Origin of the sequence: Empedobacter sp. UBA1574 (genome assembly GCF_002322895.1) — a bacterium.
Lineage (GTDB): Bacteria > Bacteroidota > Bacteroidia > Flavobacteriales > Weeksellaceae > Empedobacter > Empedobacter falsenii_B.
The window spans coordinates 134866-156337 of the sequence record NZ_DCOI01000029.1; the positions used below are offsets into that span (position 1 = coordinate 134866).

General features: G+C 31.1%; 16 protein-coding genes. 8 read left to right on the forward strand and 8 right to left on the reverse strand.

Translation table 11 applies throughout. The features are described 5' to 3' along the window. Positions 1 to 18: 18 nt before the first annotated feature. Together B3578_RS09140 and B3578_RS09145 are read right to left on the reverse strand one after the other, a co-directional pair. Complete coding sequence (locus B3578_RS09140) at positions 19 to 1851, reverse strand: ABC transporter ATP-binding protein (RefSeq protein ID WP_291048027.1); 1833 nt, start codon at positions 1849 to 1851, stop codon at positions 19 to 21. Between the two features lie 149 nt (positions 1852 to 2000). Beyond that, positions 2001 to 2426, reverse strand: a complete 426-nt coding sequence (locus B3578_RS09145) for a DUF2147 domain-containing protein (RefSeq protein WP_038333244.1) — start codon at positions 2424 to 2426, stop codon at positions 2001 to 2003. 332 nt (positions 2427 to 2758) lie between these two features. Here B3578_RS09145 and epsC point away from each other — a divergent pair, with 332 nt between their 5' ends. The 3 genes from epsC (at position 2759) to clpB (ending at position 7223) form a co-directional block, all read left to right on the forward strand. Continuing rightward, positions 2759 to 3532, forward strand: coding sequence for a serine O-acetyltransferase EpsC (gene epsC, locus B3578_RS09150; RefSeq protein WP_125348924.1), 774 nt, complete (start codon positions 2759 to 2761; stop codon positions 3530 to 3532). A 12-nt stretch (positions 3533 to 3544) separates the two neighbouring features. Continuing rightward, positions 3545 to 4453, forward strand: coding sequence for a cysteine synthase A (cysK, locus tag B3578_RS09155; protein ID WP_115002351.1), 909 nt, complete (start codon positions 3545 to 3547; stop codon positions 4451 to 4453). 157 nt (positions 4454 to 4610) lie between these two features. After that, on the forward strand, positions 4611 to 7223 hold the full coding sequence (gene clpB, locus B3578_RS09160) for an ATP-dependent chaperone ClpB (RefSeq protein WP_291048033.1): 2613 nt from the start codon (positions 4611 to 4613) through the stop codon (positions 7221 to 7223). A gap of 53 nt (positions 7224 to 7276) precedes the next feature. Here the strand turns inward: clpB and B3578_RS09165 are convergent, their stop codons facing one another. Further along, entirely contained in the window at positions 7277 to 7786 is a 510-nt protein-coding gene (locus B3578_RS09165; RefSeq protein ID WP_221855726.1) for a DUF2480 family protein, read from the reverse strand. Positions 7787 to 7886: 100 nt separating this feature from the next. Here B3578_RS09165 and lpxB point away from each other — a divergent pair, with 100 nt between their 5' ends. The 4 genes from lpxB (at position 7887) to B3578_RS09185 (ending at position 11593) form a co-directional block, all read left to right on the forward strand. After that, a complete protein-coding gene (lpxB, locus tag B3578_RS09170) occupies positions 7887 to 8999 on the forward strand; it encodes a lipid-A-disaccharide synthase (protein WP_286494960.1) in 1113 nt (370 codons plus the stop codon). Positions 9000 to 9245: 246 nt separating this feature from the next. Next, a complete protein-coding gene (locus tag B3578_RS09175) occupies positions 9246 to 9686 on the forward strand; it encodes a hypothetical protein (protein ID WP_291048040.1) in 441 nt (146 codons plus the stop codon). A gap of 13 nt (positions 9687 to 9699) precedes the next feature. Further along, positions 9700 to 10257, forward strand: coding sequence for an RNA polymerase sigma factor (locus B3578_RS09180; RefSeq protein WP_038333274.1), 558 nt, complete (start codon positions 9700 to 9702; stop codon positions 10255 to 10257). Further along, a complete protein-coding gene (locus tag B3578_RS09185) occupies positions 10244 to 11593 on the forward strand; it encodes an outer membrane beta-barrel protein (protein ID WP_038333276.1) in 1350 nt (449 codons plus the stop codon). Before B3578_RS09180 ends, B3578_RS09185 begins: the two co-directional genes overlap by 14 nt. A gap of 16 nt (positions 11594 to 11609) precedes the next feature. On the opposite strand, the gene B3578_RS09190 is transcribed toward B3578_RS09185, so the two are convergent. Next, the gene (locus B3578_RS09190; RefSeq protein WP_260391932.1) at positions 11610 to 12047 is read right to left on the reverse strand and encodes a DUF2141 domain-containing protein; all 438 of its coding nucleotides are present in this window, start codon (positions 12045 to 12047) and stop codon (positions 11610 to 11612) included. Positions 12048 to 12123: 76 nt separating this feature from the next. On the opposite strand from B3578_RS09190, the gene B3578_RS09195 reads away from it, so the two are divergent. Next, entirely contained in the window at positions 12124 to 14088 is a 1965-nt protein-coding gene (locus tag B3578_RS09195; RefSeq protein ID WP_286494961.1) for a ComEC/Rec2 family competence protein, read from the forward strand. On the opposite strand, the gene B3578_RS09200 is transcribed toward B3578_RS09195, so the two are convergent. The 4 genes from B3578_RS09200 to B3578_RS09215 all read right to left on the reverse strand — a co-directional run bounded on the left by B3578_RS09200 (position 14078) and on the right by B3578_RS09215 (position 20466). Further along, positions 14078 to 14521: a thioredoxin family protein gene (locus B3578_RS09200; RefSeq protein ID WP_125348917.1), complete on the reverse strand. Its 444-nt coding sequence runs from the start codon at positions 14519 to 14521 to the stop codon at positions 14078 to 14080. The genes B3578_RS09195 and B3578_RS09200 overlap by 11 nt on opposite strands. A gap of 15 nt (positions 14522 to 14536) precedes the next feature. Further along, positions 14537 to 16621, reverse strand: a complete 2085-nt coding sequence (locus B3578_RS09205) for a peptide MFS transporter (protein ID WP_219034010.1) — start codon at positions 16619 to 16621, stop codon at positions 14537 to 14539. Positions 16622 to 16650: 29 nt separating this feature from the next. After that, the gene (locus B3578_RS09210) at positions 16651 to 18135 is read right to left on the reverse strand and encodes a peptide MFS transporter (RefSeq protein WP_219034009.1); all 1485 of its coding nucleotides are present in this window, start codon (positions 18133 to 18135) and stop codon (positions 16651 to 16653) included. Between the two features lie 171 nt (positions 18136 to 18306). Next, entirely contained in the window at positions 18307 to 20466 is a 2160-nt protein-coding gene (locus B3578_RS09215; protein ID WP_291048051.1) for a S9 family peptidase, read from the reverse strand. Positions 20467 to 21472: the final 1006 nt, after the last annotated feature.

Consider the following 21472-nt stretch of genomic DNA (forward strand, 5'->3'; position numbering starts at 1 on the left):
AGTTTGTATATACTTCATTTATTCAAAATTCTGCATATTTACCAAATTGGCATAAACGCCTTTTTTCTCAATAAGTGAATGATGATTTCCTTGTTCAATAATTTTACCTGCTTCAATTACTACAATTTTATCCGCATTCTGAATTGTTGATAAACGGTGCGCAATAACCAAAGAAGTACGATTTTGCATCATATTATTCAAGGCAACTTGTACCAATTTTTCAGATTTCGTATCCAAAGCAGAAGTCGCTTCATCCAAAACCATAATCGGTGGATTTTTATAAACCGCACGCGCAATACTTAAACGTTGTTTTTGTCCACCAGAAAGCTTGCTACCTCCCTCTCCTACTGACTCTTGATACTTTTCTGGCATTTTTACAATAAACTCTTCCGCATTTGCAATTTGCGCAGCATATTCTACTTTTTCCAAATTTGGACATTTATCACCTAATGAAATATTATTAAAAATTGTATCATTAAACAAAATAGAATCTTGCGTAACCAAACCAAATAACAAGCGATAATCATTTAATTTTATATGTTTAATATCAATTCCATCAATCAAAATTTGACCTGATTTCACATCCCAAAAACGAGTAATTAAATTCGCCAAAGTCGATTTTCCAGAACCAGATTGCCCAACAAAAGCAACGGTTTCTCCTTTGTTAATTGTTAAATTAAAATTCTCAATTACATTATGTTTACCATAAGCAAATGTCACATTTCTAAACTCAATTTTATCTTCAAAAGCTTCAATTCCTTTTGCATCTGGAACATCTTTTATCGAAACATCAGCATCCAAAACCTCAAAAATTCTCTTTGCAGAAACCTCTCCTTTTTGTACATCTGATAATGCTTTCGAAAAGCGTTTAATCGGATCTAATAATGTATAAAATGTTGCGATATAAAAAATAAATTGTGATCCTGTTAAACCATTTCCTTCTAACGATAATTTACCACCAAAAAAAACAATTAATCCAATTGTAACAGCACCTAAAAATTCACTTGTTGGTGAAGCCAAAGCACGTTTTTTCATTACTTTTTGAAGATATTTTCGATAACGATTAATCGATTCATCAAAACGACCTTTTACTTGATCTTCTGCGTTAAAAATTTTGATAATCTTAAGCGAAGAAAGTGTTTCGTCTACATAAGTAATAATGTTAGATAATTCGTCTTGCGCATGAGCAGCAGCTTTTTTCAGACTTTTTCCAATCAACGAAATAATTGTTCCCATAATCGGAAAAACCAAAATAGCGAAAATTGTTAATTGATAGCTAACTGTAAATAATACTACAACGAAAAAGATAATCATAATTGGTGAACGTATGATTTCTACGACTGAATTTAAAATATTAGATTCAACCTCATTTACATCACTAGAAATACGATTTAACATATCTCCTTTTCGTTTTTCAGTAAAATAAGCAACTGGCAAATCAATAATTTTGTTATGAATATCAACACGTAAATCACGTGTCACACCCGAACGTAAATCTACCAAACAAGTTTCTGAAAGAAAACTGAAAATATTTCGAAATAAAAATGCAATAATAAATATCACACACGAAATCGCTAACACATAAACTGGTCCTTGAGTTTGAGAAAGCTCATTCATATAATAAGCTGAATAATCTGAAAAAAATTGTTTCAGATTACCCAAATCACCAGAATAAATAGGTTTTGCGATAACTCCAGTTGTTTTTTCACCAAACAAAACACTCAAAATTGGCATCATAAAAGCCAATGCAATTACATTGAAAAGTGCATAGAGTAAATTGAATATAATCGCTGTAACAAACGAAGTTCTATATGGTTTTGCGTATGAGAACGCTCTTTTAATTAAACTCATTGATGTATTTTAGAAAATCAAAACCTTAGTTTTGAAGTTACAAATTTACGTAAAAAAAATAATGACTATTCTTTTAGAAATAGTCATTATAGAGTAAAATTTTGTGGGTTTGATTACTCAGAGTAACCTTTTCGTTTTTGTTTTGATTTTTATTTAACTCGTTGCCAAGTTTGCGTTCTTCCTACAAGAGAAATCCCGATAAAACCTCTTACGTCTAATTTATCATTTCCGTTAAGAGACATTTTTGCTTTGTATTCCTTTCCACTATTAGGATCAATGATTTTTCCACCATTCCATTCTTTTCCATCTTTTTTAAGACCAGAAAGAATTTGCATTCCTAAAATTGGTTTATTTTTTAATGCTCCTGAACAATCTGTACATTTTGCATCTTCTTTTCCTTTCGTTAAAATCTTAGTGACTTTACCATAAAGTTTTCCATCTTTCTCGAAAATCTCTACGTAAGACTTCGCCTGTTTTGTCTCATCATCAATTGTTTTCCAAGTTCCTATTGGTGATTGCGCATACATTAAAGATGTCAACATAAAGAATAATCCGAATAAAATTGATTTTTTCATATTTTTATCCTTTAAAATTTATTTCACTAAAATAACTATTTTTTAGTGTAAATAAAACACTACGCTTTATTTTTTATAAAAATAATCTCTTTTAAACATAAAAATTCATTTATAACATTAATTATCAATCATTTAATTCAATAAATATTTTTAAATAAATAATTATAAATTTTATTCATAAAAGTCAAAATAGTGTATTATTATGCTTACATAGCAATAATAAAAACGAAGGCATTTTTATGGTTTTTGTCATTTTTATGACAATTTCTTCTTCAAGAATAAAAAAATGAATACATTTGTCTACTATTTTTATAGAGTTTATAGATTGAAGAATGAATCAGCTTACGAAATACAGTTTACCATTTAGAAAACAAGAAGTAGAACCTTTGATAGAATCCATTATTTATGATGAGATTTTTCAACAACCAAATCCTTTGTACAAGAAAGAAGATTTACTCAATCAATTCAATTCTATTTTGTTAAAAATTGTTCCTGAGGAGAAATCGAATCAAATTAGTTTATATTTTTTTGAACAATTTGCACAACTTAGACAAGAATTAGAGGAACTAATTTTTGTTTTTTATGCAAATGATCCTGCATCTAAATCGGAAATTGAAATCATTTTAGCCTATCCTGGTTTTTTTGCAATTGCAATTCATCGTTTAGCACATATTCTCTACAATTTAAATACGCCTATTCTTCCTCGTTTTTTTTCCGAATATGCACATTCTAAAACTGGAATTGATATTCATCCTGGTGCTTCAATTGGAAAAAACTTTTATATCGATCATGGTACAGGAATTGTCATTGGAGAAACAACATTGATTGGTGATAATGTGAAAATTTACCAAGGCGTAACATTAGGAGCGTTTTATGTTTCGAAGAATTTGGCTAATAAAAAACGTCATCCAACAATAGAAAATAATGTCACAATTTATGCTGGAGCAACTATTTTGGGAGGAACAACAATTATTGGAAAAAATTCTGTAGTCGGCGGAAATGTTTGGATTACAGAAAGTATAGAAGAAGATTCTGTTGTCTATCAAGAGAATCAACCACAAATAAAAAAACAAAAAAAAGAACAACATATCAATTATATCATCTAAAACCTTACAACAATGATTTACAATAACGTATTAGAAACTATTGGAAATACACCAATTATTAAACTAAATAAATTATTTCCCAACCATAATGTTTATATTAAAGTAGAAAAACAAAATCCAGGTGGATCAATTAAAGATCGTATTGCTTTAGCAATGATTGAAGATGCGGAAAAAGCTGGAATTTTAAAACCTGGAGGAACAATTATAGAACCTACTTCGGGTAATACAGGAATTGGCTTATCATTTGTTGCAGCTGTAAAAGGTTACAAAATGATTATCACAATGCCAGAATCAATGTCAATTGAGCGTCGAAAAATTATGGAAGCTTATGGTGCTGAATTTGTTTTAACGCCAAAAGAATTAGGAATGAAAGGCGCTATTGCAAAAGCACAAGAATTAGCCGAAACAATAGAAGGCGCTTGGGTTCCGCAACAATTTGAGAATAGTTCGAATCCGACAGTTCATTATAATACAACTGCAAAAGAAATTCTTTCTGATTTTCCACAAGGAGTAGATTATTTAATCACAGGAGTTGGAACAGGTGGACATCTTTCTGGAATTGGAAAAGCATTGAAAGAAATTAATTCTTCAACAAAAGTTATCGCTGTAGAACCAACCGATTCTCCTGTCATTTCAGGAGGAAATCCTGGTCCACACGCGATTCAAGGAATTGGAGCAGGCTTTATTCCAACTAATTTAGATACTTCAATTGTTGATTCTTCTATTCAAATTACAAAAGAAGAAGCATATGAATTTGCAAAAAAAGTGGCTAAAGTAGAAGGTTTATTTGTTGGAATTTCGACAGGAGCTTCGCTGGCTGCAGTTGCAAAAACATTGAATGAAGTAGACAAAGAAGCAAAAATATTAACTGTCAACTACGATACTGGCGAACGCTATTTATCAGTAGAAGGTTTATTTTAAATACTATAAAAATTTTTAAACGAGAGGAGATGTTGTCAAAATGTCTCCTTTTTTTATTCAATATAGTCAAAAAGTCAGTTTTTAGGTTTTATTTCTACTTTGGAATTTTTTTTGATGAAGTACAACAAACAAAACCAATATAAAAAACTAAAAACCAATGGATTTTAATCAATTTACAATAAAGGGTCGTGAGGCGATTCAAGCAGCGCAGCAAATTGCAGTTGCTAAAAAAAATCAAGCAATAGAACCAGCTCATATTTTAGGCGGAATGATAGATGTTGATGAAAACGTATTATCATTAATCTTAGAAAAACAAGGTGTAAAAATGGATATGTTGAAACCAGAGCTGGATTTAGAAATCAATAAATATCCAAAAATTGAAGGTCAACAAGGAAATCATCTTTCCAATTCATCTAACCAAATTTTGCAATCTGCACAAGAAATTGCAAAAGAGATGAACGATGATTTTATCACATTAGAGCATTTATTATTAGGTATAATCAAGAATGTATCACCTGTAAGTCAGTTATTAAAAAATAGAGGTGTTACATTCGACAACACAAAAAAATTAGTAACAGAATTGAGAAACGGAGAAAGAGTAACTTCTGAAAACGCAGAAGGAACATATAATTCATTAAATAAATACGCTAAAAATTTAACAGATTTAGCAAAAGAAGGAAAATTAGATCCTGTAATTGGACGTGACGAAGAAATTCGTCGTGTTTTACAAATTCTATCTCGTCGTACAAAAAATAACCCAATCCTTATTGGTGAACCAGGTGTTGGTAAAACTGCTATAGCAGAAGGTTTAGCTCATCGTATCATCAATGGAGATGTTCCTGAAAATCTTTTGAATAAACAAATTTTTTCATTGGATATGGGAGCTTTGGTTGCGGGTGCAAAATACAAAGGTGAGTTCGAAGAGCGTTTGAAAGCCGTTGTAAAAGAGGTAACTGCTTCGAATGGAGAAATAATTTTATTCATCGATGAGATTCACACGCTTGTTGGTGCTGGCGGTGGCGGAGAAGGCGCAATGGATGCAGCAAACATCCTAAAACCTGCTTTGGCTCGTGGCGAATTACGTTCGATTGGTGCTACAACTTTGAATGAATATCAAAAATATTTTGAAAAAGATAAAGCTTTAGAGCGTCGTTTCCAGAAAGTAATGGTTGAAGAGCCAGATGAAGAATCTGCAATTTCTATTCTGCGTGGAATCAAAGATAAATATGAGCAACACCATAAAATTGGAATCAAAGACGAAGCAATTATTGCGGCTGTAAAATTATCAACACGTTATATTACAGATCGTTTTTTACCAGATAAGGCCATCGATTTGATGGACGAAGCGGCTTCTAAGTTGAGAATGGAAATGAATTCTAAACCAGAAGATTTAGATAAATTAGATCGTAGAATTATTCAGTTGGAAATAGAAATTGAAGCGATAAAACGTGAAAATGATGAGAAAAAATTGAATCTTTTGAAAGAAGAATTATCTAATCTTCAAGACGAAAGAAATCAATTGAATTCAAAATGGGAAGCGGAAAGAAATCGTGCTGACGAAGTTCAAGATTTAAGAAAATCTATCGAAAATATCAAATTCGAAATTGAGCGTGCAAAACGTGATTATGATTATGCAAAAGCCTCAAAATTAGAGTTTGAAGATTTAGTAAATGCAAAAAATAATTTAGAAGAAGCTGAACATAATCTTGAACAGAATAAACAAAACAAACTAGTAAAAGAGTTTGTTGATGCAGATGATATTGCAGAAGTTGTATCAAAATGGACTGGAGTTCCAGCTCAGAAAATGATGCAATCTGACCGCGAAAAATTATTGAATTTAGAAAGCGAATTACACAAACGTGTACTTGGACAAGAAGAAGCAATTACGGCTGTTTCTGATGCAATTCGTCGTTCTCGCGCAGGTCTTAGTGACGAAGGAAAACCAATTGGTTCGTTCTTATTCTTAGGTTCGACTGGTGTTGGGAAAACTGAGTTAGCAAAAGCCTTAGCCGAGTTCTTATTCGATGATGAAAATGCAATGACTCGTATCGACATGTCCGAATATCAGGAGCGTCATGCAGTTTCTCGCTTGGTTGGGGCACCTCCGGGTTACGTTGGTTACGACGAAGGTGGTCAGTTAACAGAAGCGGTTCGTCGCCGTCCTTATTCAGTTATTTTGTTGGACGAAATTGAGAAGGCACATCCAGATGTTTTCAATATTTTGTTACAAGTTTTGGATGACGGACGTTTGACAGACAACAAAGGTCGTGTGGTTAACTTTAAAAATACGATTATCATTATGACATCGAATTTTGGTTCTCATACGATTTTGGATAAATTCTCAAACATTGACGAAAATAATGTGGCACAAGTTTATGATGAAACAAAAGATGTCGTTTTTGAGGAATTGAAACAAAACTTTAGACCAGAATTTTTGAATCGTATTGATGAAATTATTTTGTTCCGTCCATTGAGTGAAAATCAAATTTCTGGAATCGTGAATATCTATTTAAGCGGAGTTGCGAAGAAATTAGCACAACGCGATATTACATTAGATATTACGCCAGAAGCTGTCGATTATTTAGCAAGAAAAGGCTACGATCCTCAATTCGGAGCAAGACCATTGAAACGAGTTATTCAACAAGATGTATTAAATGAACTTTCAAAAGAAATTTTAAAAGGAACAATAAATGATAATGATGCGGTTTTAATCGATTATTTCGAAGAAAAACCTGGAGATAATAAATTAGTTTTCAGAACTAATCAATAAGTATTTTACGATTTTATTCATGTGTAAAAAATCCGCTCGTTGAGCGGATTTTTTTATTTCTTCTTTTTATAAAGCGGAACAGTGCTACACGCTTCACCAAACATTAACGAGCTTACAATTGGTTGTAAACGTTCAATTAACTGAATATAAGCCGATTCTGGCACAGGTTTGTGAGAGCAACCTTTCACTATTATTTTTCCATCAACATAATCTTCATAAGGCAAATGATCTACAATTTCTGTGTACAAAATCGTATCCAAATCTTGCAAACTTCCATGTACAATTCGTTTCGCAATTGGCGACAAATAGGTTGCAACCAACAAATAAGCCCAAGACGGAACAATCGCATCCGCAGTACACGTTAACGCTACATATTTATCTTGATATTGTGTCCAATCATGATTTTTAAGATTTTCTCTAAAATCCTTTTCTCTAAGAATCAATTCTTCATATAACCAATCTTTCAAGTCAAAAACAACACGATCTCCATCAGGATAATAATCCTGTAAATCAATTGTTACTAAACTACTATTGGCAACTTTATTTATAATTTCGTCTGACATTTTTCTTTGTTTGAAAGAGTAAATTTACGCAATAAAAAACATTGAAATCTACTCCACTTATAGATTTCTCCTATCTTTGTAAGAAGAAAAATGATTTCCATTGAAATACTATATCATTGCAGGTGAAGCTTCGGGCGATTTGCACGCATCGAACTTAATGAAAGAATTAAAATTAAAAGATCCACAAGCTGAATTCAGATTTTGGGGAGGAGATTTGATGCAAACGCAAGGCGGAACTTTAGTCAAACATTACAGAGATTTGGCGTTTATGGGTTTTGCTGAAGTTGTAATGAATTTGAGAACGATTTTAGGAAATATTTCGGTTGCTAAAAAAGACATCGAAGCTTATCAGCCAGATGCAGTTATTTTAGTTGATTATCCTGGTTTTAATCTCAGAATTGCTGAATTTGTAAAAAGTCTTGGAATTAAAATTTACTATTATATTTCGCCACAAATTTGGGCTTGGAAAACTGGTCGAGTTCATAAAATCAAAAAAGTTGTCGACAAAATGTTTGTGATTCTTCCGTTCGAAGAAGAATTTTATCAACGTTACAATTACAAAGTAGATTTTGTCGGAAATCCATTATTAGATTCGTTGAATAATCTTCCGCCAATTGATGAACAACAATTTAGAAAAGATCATAATTTAGACGAAAGACCAATTATTGCTTTACTTCCTGGAAGTCGAACACAAGAAATTAAAGTCAAATTACCTTTGATGCTTTCAGTGGAAAAAGATTTTCCCGATTATCAATTTGTTGTGGCTGGTGCACCATCTCAACCAATCGAAAATTATAAAAAAATTGCAGGCAACAACTTGAAAATTGTTGAGAATAGAACCTATGATTTATTACGAGTTTCTCATGCAGCCTTGGTTACATCAGGAACAGCAACATTAGAAACTGCTTTACTGAAAGTTCCAGAAGTTGTTTGTTACAAAGGAAATGCTATTTCGTACGAAATCGGAAAACGTGTTGTAAAAAACATTCGTTTTATTTCGTTGGTAAACTTGATTATGGACGAAGAAGTAGTGAAAGAGTTAATTCAATATGATTTAACTTACGAAAATATCAAACGAGAATTAGATTTAATTTTAAATTCTCCTAAACGTGAAAAAATCATGAAAAGCTACGAAGAATTGTATCATAAACTTGGTGGAATTGGCGCTTCAGAAAGAACCGCTTCACTAATTACTGAGGACTTAAAAAAATAATTAAAAAAAAGTAAAAGTTTGACGCAACCTTTTATTGTTTTTTTAATCTTGTAAGCTATAGATGTCATTCAGATCTAATTATTAAAATGTTTCAGGATTGACTTAATTAAAGTTTACACCTATTCTAACAAAGTAATCCTCTTGATTTTCAAGGGGTTTTCTTATTCTATATATTAATTTCTTATTCTTTCACGCAACCTTTTCTAAAATCTATATCTTATTTTTATAACGATTAAAACTCATACAATGAAATTAATGAAAAGATTAAGCATGTTTGCTTTGGTAGGTATTTTAGGTTTATCAACATTTAGTTGTTTAAATAATGATGTCTCAGATTATATGAATTATGGTTTTTTAGCAACAACGGCAATTAATGTTCATGAAGACTCTATTCAGCCAGTAGGAAAAACTACAAATATTCGAGTAACGTACGAAAAAACAAATTCTTGTCAAAATTTTATTCAATTTAGCTCTTTACAAGGAAGTACAACTTTTAAACACAACATTGGTGTTTATGCAAGTCAAAGTAATGGAAACTGCACGCAAAATACTTCGTACGAAACAAAAACTTTGAAGTTTACACCTAAAGAAGCTGGTGAGTACACATTAAGATTTTGGACGGGAAATAAACCAAATTCAACTGAACCAATTTATGACTCAATTGTGTTAAATATCAAAGAAAAATAAAGTCCAATAAGTTTTGAATAGTGACTCTCTTGAAATTTTAATCAAGCAATGTCAAGAACAAAATAGAAAAGCTCAAGAAGAAATTTATGTTGAGTTTTCACCTGTTTTGTTCTCGATCTGTCTTCGTTATGCCGAAAATTATGAAGATGCGCAAGATATTTTTCAAGAGGGTTTTATTCATATCTTCAATAAAATAAATCAATTCAAATTCGAAGGATCTTTTGAAGGTTGGATGAAACGGATAATGGTAAATCTTAATTTAGAAAAACTAAAAAAGAAGAATAATTTACCTTTTGAAGATTTCGAAAATCTCATTATCACACAGGAAGATGACGACGAAGTTGAAGAAGATTTTGATTATCAACAGTTGTTAGAAGCCGTTCATAATCTTCCACCACAATATAGGCAAGTTTTTAACCTCTACGTTTTTGAAGAATATTCGCACCAAGAAATTGCAGAAATGCTGACCATTTCGGTTGGAACTTCAAAATCAAACTTATCAAGAGCACGAAATTTATTAAAACAAAAACTCAATCAATTAAAAACTGTCACAGAAGATGAACAAATTTGATCAACATATTAAAGATAAACTCTCGCAACCACAACTTCCTCCTTTGGATGCTTGGAAAAATATTCAGGAGAAATTAGACGAGAAAGAAAAGAAAAAACGAATCATTCCTTTATTTTATTGGATTGGTTCTACTGCGGCATGTTTAGTTGTGGGAATTTCTATCTATTATTTTAATCAAAATGATACAATTAACGTTAATCATATGCCGACTAATGAAGTTGTAAAAACAAAATCGACTTCTAAAGAATCTATCAAAAAAGATTGGAATAATATTGAACATACAAATGAAAAGTCTTTTGATAATAAGATTGTTTCTTCTGTAAAAAAATCTTCTAAATCAAATCAAAAAACAATTCAAAGTTCAAGTTCATATTTTGAAAATATAATTGGAGAATCAACTTTATTTTCGAATACAATTCCAAATCAAAAAGAAGATAAAACACTAGAATTATCTCAAAAGAATTCAACTCAAAAAGATAATTTTGTACAAAATAATTCTTCAATCAATCCAAAAAATGAAGTTTCTGAAAAAGAAACTAATCCTAAAATTTTAGAAGAAAAACCATTAGAATTAGTTCTTCAAGAAGAGGAAAAAAAGAAAGAGAAAGTAGAAATCAAACAGAAATCTCCACTTCTGACGATTTCTTCGTACATCAATCCAACAAAAGTGTTAGAATCAAAATCTATTTTAGCAAATGAATTTAATGATTACAACATCAAAAATAACATTACAGTTGCTTATGGCGCAAAAGTTTCTGTTCGATTAAATGATAAGATAAATGTTCGTTCGGGAATTGCAAAAGTTGAGTTGGAACAAAATACAACCAATATAAATTCGGGAATCAATACAGGTGTTTATGCACTTTCTGCAAGCATGCCAAAATCATCTAACAATATCACATATCATTCGAATATTCGAGTTGTAGGTGATAATATATCACATACAACAATGACCATGTTGTCTTCTGAAACCAATACTATGGAACAAAAAGTTCATTACATCGAAGTTCCATTAGAAGTTGAATATAAATTGGCAAGTTTTGATAAATTCAATATTATAGCAATAGCGGGAGGAAGTTATTTTGCTGTAACGAAAAATTCTATTTCATTAGCTGATACTAATACAAGATCAAATTATAAATTAGGCGAAGCAAATAACTTAAATAATTCGAGTTATAGCGCTAACGCTGGAGTTAAGTTAGAGTATAATTTATCAAATAAATCAAGTATAAATTTGGAACCAAATTATAGATATATGCTAAATCCATTGAAAAATGTAGATGCTAAAAATCCTTCTTTATTAGGATTGAATATAGGTTTTTCAATTAAATTTTAACAAAAAAAGACGAAGATTATTCTTCGCCTTTGTTATTGTTTAATTTGATTACAATTGTATTATTTTCTTCAGTCATATCCACTTTGGCTTCCTCAAAAGTTGGCTCACGCAAAATAGGATCTAAATTCTTAGAAAAACCATACGGTTCTTTACGCACACCCAAAAAACTTTTATCAAGCTGTTTATTATTGTTCGTATCCAAATACACTTTTACCGCATAAAATGTTGGCTCAATATCTTTAAAAACCGTTTCATACTTGTCTATATCAGCAACTGGAACGTACAATTTTTTGAATGCATTTTGACCTTTTGTATAATTTTCTACATTTCTATAAAACTCTATAGCCAAATTTCCTTTCATTTTCTTAAGGTTTGTGATTGATAGTTTTACATCAATTTGAGCCATTGCCATTTGAGTAAAAAATAACACAATTAATATAAGAATCTTCTTCATTTTTTTATTTTTTTAATCAATTCATTTACAAATAATTAAAACCTACTATTTGTAAAAAAATTTATAAATTATTAGGATGAAAAAGTATCTCTTTTTTACCCTAACAATTTGTTTCTCAATCGGAATAATTTTATCCGAATTATTAATTCCTGCTACAAATTTACGAATTATATTTTTTTCATTAATTATTCTACTTTTTATCTCTTTGTTAAAAAATAATAATCGTCAAAATATAATCACTTTTTTAGGCATTTCGATGATTTTAGGCTATTATATTCATCAAAATTATAATAGACATTCAAAAATTGATTTCGAATCTGTTTCGAGAATTCATTTACTAAAAGTCGTTTATAGTTCTAATTCTACCGAAAAATATACCAATTACGTTGTAAAAGATATTGAAACGAATGAGCAAATTTTACTTCATATCAAACCTCAACAACAAATTTTATATCCCAATGATGAAATCATAATTTTAGGAGAAAAAAGAGAAATCCAAGAACCGTTAAATCCATATCAATTTGATTATAAACGTTTCTTAAACAGAAAACGAATTTATTCTCAAATCTTTACAAATGAAATTATTTCTATTCACAAAGAAGGAAATGGATTTCGAAATTGGGTTGCCAAATCGAAAGTCAAGATTCGAAAAGAACTAACAGAACAAGGTTATTCCCTTGAAAGTAGAGCGATTATTTCGTCTATGCTTTTGGGTGATAGAACAGAGCTTTCGCAAGAACTCAATCAAAGTTATGTAGCAACAGGAGTTGTGCATATTTTATCCATTTCTGGTTTACATGTGATGATGATTTACATGATTTTACAATTCGTTTTACAACCATTATTAAAGCTAAAACAAGGTCGAAAAATTAGAATAATTATTAGCTTAATATTTATCTGGATCTTTGCTTTTTATGTCGAATTACAACCGCCAGTTTTTCGTTCTGCGTTGATGATTACCATTTATTATATTAGCGAATTACTCAACCGACCAAAAAATATTTTTCACACACTTTCACTTTCTGCTTTTATCATTCTAGTTTTTCAACCTAATTATTTGTTTGATGTTGGCTTTCAATTGAGTTTTTCAGCGGTCTTTTTCATTGTTTGGCTCAATCCAATTTTTGAGTATTATTGGAAAGTTAAAAATAGTTTCCTGAAGAAAATCAAGATTATGATTGAAACAAGTTTATCTGCTCAATTAGGAACTTTACCAATTTCGGTCTTGTATTTTAATCAATTTTCAGGATTGTTTTTATTTGGAAATTTAGTCTTGATTCCTGCTTCCTTTTTTATGATTTGTGGCGGAATAATTAGTATTCTTCTCATCATTTTCGATCTTAATATTCCAATCTATACATGGATTTTCAATCATTTTATCTATTACTCAAATCAATATATTTATTGGTTAGCGAACTTCAAGTTTATTGCAAAAGATGTTTACATCAGTTTATTTACCGCAATTTTGATTGGCGTTATTTTATATGCATCAAAACCATTGTTCCTAAAAAAATCTAAACTAGCATTATTTGTTTGTTTAATTTCTTTATTTCTAATTCAAGTGGAACGATTTCACCAAATTAATCAACTCAATCATTCGAATGAATTAATCGTTTTTAATCAATACAAGAATAGTATTATCGGCATAAGAAATCAACGAAGTTTAAGCATTTTAAGTGAAAATCCTTTAGATGAAAAAACATATAATTTTACGATTAAACCATATAAAATCCACGAAAGAATAAAAGATGTTAGTTTCTACTCTTATGATTCAGACTTTAAACATCAACATTTTATCAAACATCCAAATTCTATTGAAACGAAGTCATTTAAGCTCTTATTAAATGAAGAACATTCTGATATTCCTTTTTATGTGTTAATTCATCAATCAAATCTTTATCCTTTCGAAAATAATGAAAATTTAAAAAGGGTAATTGCTGATGCCAGCAACTACCCTTCTATTGTTACAGAACTCGAAAAAACTTCTGATTCTGTTTTATGGAAAACCTCTCAACAAGGTTATTTCTCGATTAAATTTTAATATCGTTTATGAAATCTGTTGAACTACGATAACCCAAAACGACTTTGTTGATATCTCCTTTTCCGTTCATCAAAACAGTTGCAGGATAACTCAATTGTCCGTTTGTAAAGGCATATGCCATATAATTCGCTTTAGCAGGCGCAATATATGTGTACTGAATTCCCATAAATTTTACCATATCCTTTGTTTCTGCATCAAATTTTACCGCAATGTAATTTTTGTTTACATAATCTGCGACTTTATTATCTGTAAAAGTTTCTTTGTCCAAACGCTTACAGAATCCACACCAAGTTGTATAAAAATTAATCAATACAGGTTTTTCTGGATGTGCTTTTATTTCCTTTGTTGCTTCGTCTAATGATAACCATTTAATTTCTTGTCCGAAAAGAAATGATGATAAAATTAGGGCAGCGATTGCTAAGCTTGATTTCATAAATTTCAATCTTTATTATTTAACTCCGTGCATCAATTTCTTCATAACTGGATTTAATGCGATAACGATTAAACCTGCTACAATTGGTACAATTGTAAAAATTAAGAAGAAAGTTGATAACGAATATTCTTTTGTAATATTTTCGATTTGACCTCCTAAAATGGCTGCCAATTTGTTACCAATTGCAATTGCAAGGTACCACATTCCGAACATAAATGCAATCATACGTGCTGGAACTAATTTTGATACGTACGAAAGTCCAACTGGAGATAAACAGAGCTCGCCCAATGTATGGAACAAATAAGCTAATACTAACCAGATGATAGAAACGCGAACGCCTTCTGAAATTCCGTAAGAACCGAAAGCTAAGAATCCGAATCCGATTGCCATAATGATTAATCCTAAACCATATTTTACAGAAGCTGATGGGTTGTATTTAGAATCCCAAACACGAGAAACTAATGAAGCTAATGCAATGATGAAGAAAGAGTTTAATGTAGAGAACCAAGAAACGGTAATTTCTACTTGAGAATCTTTAATCTCTGCTACTTTCGCAGGAACAACTTCAGATGGTTTGTTTTGATTTTTATATTCAGTATCTAATTTCACTAAACTTTCTGGAGAAACTAATACAAATTTATCTCCTTCTTTGTGAATGCTAATATCTGAACCTTTTGTTAAAGCGTCTTGAGAAGCTAAATTAATTGTTTCAGTAACAATTTTATCTGTAGAATTTGCAACATAAGAAGCCGTAACTGGTGTTTTATCAAAAACAGGTTGACCTTCTTCGTTCATCACTTGTTTACCAGAGTCGTCTAATTTAGCCGTTTCAATTGCTTGGTAAGAAACATCGTAAGAGTGAGAAGTCCAGTTATAGTTTAACATCCAAATTGCAGCAGCCCAAATTCCTAAGAAAGTAAACGCTAAAACAACATTAGATAAAGCCGCTTTTTTAAATGTTTGTTTTGCTAATAAAATCAATACATACGAGATGAACAATAATGGAACAACTGTTAATAATGTATTGAAAACGTTGAATGCCATTGCAGCACCTCCAATTAAGTTACGTTCTGTATTATCACGCGCAAAGATTACTAATGATGTAGCTCCTTGTTCGAAAGACATCCAGAAGAAGATAACGAAGAAAGCAAAAATAATTACCGCAATCATACGATCACGAACCACTTTTGTATAATTTGCCAAACGACGAATTACCACAAAGAAGAACAAGAATAATGCTACTAAAATAACGACATTTTGTCCTGATAATCCTCCGATAGAGAATGGGAATAAGTTAATTCCACCAATTGCATTTAACGGATCATTGAACGCATATCCTAATCCTAAAAGCGTCATAATAACGATCAATACTTGATCTAATACTGTAAAAGGATTTGGTTTTTCTCCTGGTTCGTATTTTGGTGTATCATCATCAGCAGTAATTTGATTTCCTGTTTTTGAAGGAACTTCACCAATATGCCCAAATAATGGTTTTGCTAACCAGAACTGTAATGTTCCTAATAACATGAAGATTCCAGCTAAACCGAATCCCCAGTGCCATCCTACTTTTTCTGCTAAGAATCCACATAACATCATTCCGAAGAATGCACCAGCGTTAACTCCCATGTAGAAAATTGTATAAGCACCATCCTTTTTCTCAGGAAAGTCTTTGTACATTTCTGATAAGATAGATGTCATATTTGGTTTAAAGAATCCTGTTCCGATAACCAAACACGCCAATCCTAAATATAAAAAGATAGGTGTATCAAAAGCCATGAATGCATGACCAAGAGTCATAATAATCGCACCAATTACAACTGCCCAACGATAACCTATGTATTTATCGGCAATAATACCTCCAAAGATGGGCGTAATGTATAATAACATTGCATATGTTCCATATAAAGCAGTTGCTTTTTCTATAGACCATTCCCAACCTGGATTTAACCCAATAACTGCAGCTGTTAAAAACTGAATTAATAAAACGCGCATTCCGTAGAATGAAAAACGCTCCCACATCTCTGTAAAGAAAAGCACGAACAATCCCGACGGGTGTCCTAATACTTTTGAATCAAAGAAATTTTCCGATTTTGAACTCATGTTTGTTTGTTAAAAGTATATCTTAAAAGTTATTTTACGTCTTGCATTAATTTACGAATAAATGGAGACAATACGATGACAATAACACCTGCAACTAAAGAATAAATTGCCAATTGTTGATAACCATCTGTGTAAGCCATTAATTTATCTGTTAAAGATGCAGTTGGACTTGGATCTGACATTCCAGCTCCTAAGATTCCTGCTAAATATTGCCCGTAAGCAGATGCTAAGAACCATAATCCCATCATCATTCCTCCTAAGTGTTTTGGAGATAATTTTGTTACCATTGATAATCCAATTGGTGATAAACACAACTCTGCAATTGTAACTGCAAAATATGCTAATGCAAATATTTCTAATGATGATAATCCATTTTCGTCAGCAAAAAATCTTAATGAATAGAAGATATAATAAGCCCCTGCTAACATCAAGAAGGCTAAACCAAATTTTACAACTGTGTTTGGCTCAATTTTCTTTTTCGCCATCCATAACCAAACTAATCCTAATAAAGGTGAGAAAATAATAACATACAATGAATTTGCACTATTATTCACAATGTTTGGATCTAATGGAACGCTAAATAAAGTTGAATGTAAGTTTTTGTTAGCAAACAAAGCTAAAGAACCTCCTGCTTGCTCAAAAATTGCAAAGAATAAAATAGAGAACGTAATCATGATAAAAGCAGCGATAAACTTACTTTTTTCTTTAGAACTTGGTATTTTATATAATTGAATTAAATAATAAATAATTGCCAATGGTCCTACAATAAACATAAACATATCTGTGTATGCTGTATTATGAATCATGATAAAAATTAAAGGAATACAAACCAATGCTCCTACATATACGGCTACTTCTCTAATTAATCTTTTCTTAGGATCCATTTTTTCAAGTGGAGAATCTCCAATTGGTCCCAGCTCGTTACGGATAAATAAGAATAAAACAACTCCAATTATCATTACGATACCAGCCGCTAAGAAAGCATAATTCCAACCAACTTGTTTACCTAAATAAACACAAACTATACCTCCTAAAAATGCACCTATATTAATCCCTGAATAAAATAAACCGAATCCGGCATCACGTCTTGGATCATCTGCTTTGTACAGTTCTCCAACCATCGAAGAAATATTTGGTTTGAAAAAACCTGTTCCAATAATACTTAATGTAATTCCGTAATAGAAAAATTGATGAGGATCTGTTGCAATTAATAAGTTTCCTGCAACCATTACCAACCCTCCGAAGATTAATGATTTTTTGAATCCTAAGATTCTATCTGCAAAAATACCTCCAATAAAAGTAAATGCATAAACAAAAGCTTGGATTGCTCCATATTTTAAATTTGATTCTGCATCCGTTAATCCCAACATATCTACCATAAAAATGGCAAGAACTCCTCTCATTCCATAGAAGCAGAAACGCTCCCACATTTCTACCATAAACAAATGCCAAAGCTGTTTTGGGTATTTCCCTTCAAAGTTTTGAATTTGCTCTAAAGTTAATTTTTGACTCATAATTTCTTTAACTAAGCGCTAATATATCATTTAGATTTTATTAGCAATCAACGAAAATAAAAAAAACCTCCGACAATGCAGAGGTTTTTTTTGTTTAATGTATGATTTTTGTCAATTTGAATAATGTTTCATCTTATTCATTGGCGTATTCTAATAAATACAGCTTTTTTCTTACAAATTCTTCTTGATAAAATTTGTCATTTTACGATATAACTGAATTCTTGTGTTTCCACCATAAATCCCGTGATCTTTATCGGTATAGATTGCCATATCAAAATCTTTGTTCGCTTGTACCAACGCTTCCGACAATTCGAATGTGTTTTGTGGATGTACATTATCATCAGCAGAACCAGAAATTAATAAGAAATTACCTTTCAAGTCGTTTGCATAATTAATCGGTGAATTATCGTCATAACCAGCAGCATTCTCTTCTGGTGTACGCATAAAACGCTCTGTATAAACAGAATCATAATAACGCCAATTCGTTACAGGAGCAACTGCAATTGCCGCTTTGAACACATCATTCCCTTTGAATAATACATTCGAAGCCATGAATCCTCCATAAGACCAACCCCAAATTCCGATACGAGATTTGTCCACATAAGGTAAATTACCAATCTCTTTTGCTGCTGCAATTTGATCTTCTACCTCATATTTCCCTAATTGCAAATACGTTTGTTTCTTGAAAGCTTCTCCTTTATATCCCGTTCCTCGACCGTCAACACAGAAAACGATGTAACCTTCTTGTGCCAACATCATGTGCCAATAATCATTCGAGTTGAAATACGCATTGTTTACATTCTGAGAACCCGGTCCAGAATATTGATACATCAAAACTGGGTATTTTTTAGTTGGATCAAAGTTCTTTGGTTTGATTACATAAGCATTCAACTCATTTCCAGCCGCAGTTTTCAACACAAATAATTCTTTTGTTCCAATATTATCTGTATTCAATTTATCTTTTAAAGAAGTATTCTCAACAATAACACCCAAATCTTTACCAGATTTAGATTCTACTAAACTAATTGTTTTTGGAGTCGTTGTATTCGAAAAAGTATTAATGAAATAAGTAAAATTCTTACTGAAAGCAGCCGAATTTGTTCCATTATTTTTCGTCAACATTGTAGTTTTCTTACCATCTAAACTAACCGAAGAAATTTGTCTTTCTGTCGAAATACGTTTTCCATTATTCGAGTTAGATTGATAATAAAGTGTTTTATTACCAGGATTATACCCATAGTAATTCGTTACCTCCCAATCTCCTTTCGTCACTTGGTTAATTAGCTTTCCGTTATCTGCATAATGGTAAATATGGTTATTTCCATCGCGCTCAGAAGTCCATAAGAACGAATTATCTGCTAAAAACTCTAACGTTAAATTATCCGTTTCTATCCACGCTTTATTTGTTTCAGTAAATAATTTATTTACTTTTTTCGTGTTGATATCATAAAACGAAACATCTACATTATTTTGATGACGGTTAGACGTTACAACCGTTAATAAATTCGCTTTTGTAGAGAACTTAATTTTAGGAATATAATAATTCTGAACTCCGCCTAAATTAACATTTGCAGTTGAGTTATTCTTCGTATCAAAAACATGTAACGAAACTTCCGAATTATCTTGCCCTGCCTTTGGATATTTGTAACGTAATTCTTGTGGATAAAGATTGTTGTGGTAAATCGGAATATTAATTTCTTTCACTTTCGATTCGTCAAAACGAACATAAGCCAAAGATGTTCCATCAGCATTCCAATCAAAATTTCTTACGAAACCAAATTCTTCTTCATAAACCCAATCATTAATCCCGTTGATAATATTATTCTTTTTACCATCAGTCGTAACTTGCGTTACCTTGTTCGATTTTAAGTCTTGAATGTATAAATTATTCTCAAAAGCAAAAGCTACCTTAGAAGCATCTGGCGAAAACAAAGGCTCTTGAATTCCTTTTCCATCAAATAACAATACTTTCGATTTTGTTTGCGTATCATACACCTCAAACTTTGCTGTAAACGAATGACGATAAATTTGGTGCGGATTAGTTTGCAATAAAACGTAACGCTCATCAGAACTAAATTCATAACCTTCAAACTTTCCTGGAACGACAACAATATCAGAAGTCTGACCTTTTTTCAATGTCGATTCGTACGAACGTTTTACCAATCCGTCTTTTGTCAGAATAGTATAATTTTCTCCATCGTTCAATGAGTTCACACCGTACAATGAATTTTCGCGGTATTTTCCGCCATATATCCCTTCAATGGTTATTTGTTGTGCATAAGAATAAGCGCCCATCGCAAGGACAGCCAAACTTAAAATAAATTTTTTCATATTAATTTTCTAATCATGTGAGTTCAAACAATCAAATATAAACAATTCTATTTTCTCAAATAACACATTTCCTCGAATAATCCATTATAATCGTTCATATAAACGAAAAACTCTTCACTATTTTATATTTTAAACAATTTACAGATAATCGTATTTCATCATTCTTATCAAAAATATTTTTTATTCAAAAAAAAAATACTTAAATTAATCAAATATTTGTAATTTAATCATTTAAACAATACAAATTACATTTTTTACAAAAAGTGACCACAAATGTCCGGTTTTGTCCACTTCTGTCCTCCAGTATTTTTATCAACAATATGTTTTAGTTAATTGAAACTCCTATACAAACCTCTGTATATCTATGTTTCACATCATCTCGAAAAATAGCTCATTTTACTCTTGTTCGACCATCGTTCGACAAACTTGCGGAAAAATGCACCTTTGCGAGGACAATGGTCGAAGAACGGTCGAAGAAAACACGAATAAACTCTGTAGAGATTTATAAAAAAAAAAATAATAATGTTGCAGTAAAAAATTAGTACGAAAGAAAAATAATTTTGTCTGATATGAATACCTTCACTCAACGATAAAATGCGTCTTTCAGAGCATTTTAAATTACAAATTTGTTTATTCAAAACTGCACTCTCACGCAATCAGTGTTTTAACCTAAAAATCTTTGGTGTATAATAATGATTATGTTTAATAGACCTTAATAATGTAAATATTGTTTATTTTCTATTTGAAAAATGATTTCTTATTCCTTTCATCATGTTAAGATAAATAAGTCTTATACCTTTTCTTATACTGTATTTTTTTTAGGATTTCCAAATCAAGATGAAACAAATGATGGAAGAAGAATGAATTGACAAACGAACACAGTTGCCAATACTTTTATTCAACACGTAATAGGGTCGATTAATAAACTAATTTTATCAATTTGATAGATATAAAAAAAGGATTTTTAAAACAAAATCCTTTTTATAGGCAATATCCAAAAAACTGT